The organism is Actinoplanes sp. NPDC051633 (genome assembly GCF_040681735.1).
Classification (GTDB): Bacteria; Actinomycetota; Actinomycetes; order Mycobacteriales; family Micromonosporaceae; genus Actinoplanes.
In genome coordinates this window covers 1-1,471 of sequence record NZ_JBFAZH010001567.1, presented here as the reverse complement: position 1 = coordinate 1,471, position 1,471 = coordinate 1, and the positions used below count along the sequence as shown (strand labels likewise).

Below are 1,471 nucleotides of genomic sequence, written 5' to 3'. Positions count from 1 at the left end.
GGCCGCTCGATGCCGGGCTTGCGACTGGGCCGGCATGGCTGCCGCCCTGGCCACAACGCCGCCGCGCCGGCGGCACTGAGCCCGACCCGCGACGGGGCCGGCATGGCTGCCATCCGCAACCACGTCGTCGCCGCGATCCGGCCGTAGCTGGGCATTGTGAACGCGGTTCGCGTGTCGGTCATCAATCGAAGATCGACGATGTTCGGCAGCGGCCCGGATGAGGCTTGCCGCCGGGGGCCGTGCTAAGTTGGCAAGGTTGCAGTTTTGATTTCGTTAGACGTTTTGACGCCTGATGGGTTCATGATGGCCCGTCAGGCGTTCTTCATTTCGTCGGTGTCCGGTGCTCCGGGGCGATCAATGCGGCGGCGCGAGATCCGCACGGTGCGGGTCTCACGAGTCGGCAAGGAGAAATAATGGCCACCGGTACCGTCAAGTGGTTCAACGGCGACAAGGGATTCGGCTTCATCACGCAGGACGACGGCGGCAAGGACGTGTTCGCGCACTTCTCCGCCATCGCGACCTCGGGGTTCCGCACCCTTGAGGAGAACCAGCGGGTCGAGTTCGATGTCACCCAGGGCGCCAAGGGCCCGCAGGCGGAGAACATCCGTCCGCTCTGACAGTGCGGCCCGGTGACGCCCTAGCGGGTGGCTCCGGGCAAAGGTGACGGCCGATCGTCCGGGTTGTAGATCCGCGGATTCCGCGTGATCTCCCGGGATGGTCGGCCGTCTCCTTGTCAGCCCTTGACCGCTCCGGTGAGGCTGAACGCGCCCGCGAAGACCCGCGACATCGCGGTGTACAGCAGCACAACCGGTGCGGTGTAAAGGATCGCGAACGCCGCGAGCTGGCCGTACGCCACTTGGCCGTAGGTCGAGAAGAACGTGTAGATGGTCACCGACGCCGGCTGGGTCTCGGGCGCCTGGAGCAGGATGAAGGGGACGAAGAAGTTGCCCCACTGCGCCACGAAGGTGAACACGAAGACAACGGTCAGCCCGGGGACCATCAGCGGCAGGATGATCCGGCGCAGCGATTGGAACCACCCGGCGCCGTCGGTCCAGGCCGCCTCCTCCAGGCTGACCGGCACGGCGTCCATGAAGTTCTTCATCATCCAGATCGCGAAGGGCAGCGACGACGCCGACATGAAGAGAATCAGCGCCGGCACCGAGTCGGTCAGCTCGAACTGGCTGTACATGGTGTAGACGGGCACCATCACCGCGGTGATCGGCAGGCCGGTGGAGAACAGGATGCCGTAGAGGAAGATCCGGCCGAACCGGCTGCGGTATCGCGACAGCGGGTACGCCGCGAAGACCGCCGCGATCACGGTGAGGATCGAGGTCCCGCCGGAGATGATGACCGAGTTGAGCACCGGCTGGTAGAGAGTCTCGAAGTTCATCACGTCGGCGAAGTTCTGGAACGAGAACTCCCACGTGATGTCCGCGGACAGCGCGGCGCCGGGCTGGATGGACGCCACGAT

3 protein-coding genes are annotated in these 1,471 nt (G+C 65.5%); 1 reads left to right on the top strand and 2 read right to left on the bottom strand.

Annotation, left to right across the window (positions count from 1 at the left end; all coding sequences use genetic code 11):
- On the bottom strand, window positions 1-182 hold a 182-nt coding region (locus AB0M20_RS43190; RefSeq protein ID WP_364307266.1), incomplete at its 3' end, for a hypothetical protein.
- Window positions 183-413: 231 nt separating this feature from the next.
- Here AB0M20_RS43190 and AB0M20_RS43185 point away from each other — a divergent pair.
- Window positions 414-617 carry a cold-shock protein gene (locus AB0M20_RS43185; protein WP_364307264.1) on the top strand — a complete coding sequence of 68 codons (204 nt, stop codon included), beginning with the start codon at window positions 414-416 and terminating at the stop codon, window positions 615-617.
- A gap of 116 nt (window positions 618-733) precedes the next feature.
- On the opposite strand, the gene AB0M20_RS43180 is transcribed toward AB0M20_RS43185, so the two are convergent.
- The coding region (locus AB0M20_RS43180; protein WP_364307262.1) for a carbohydrate ABC transporter permease at window positions 734-1,471 on the bottom strand (738 nt) is incomplete at its 5' end.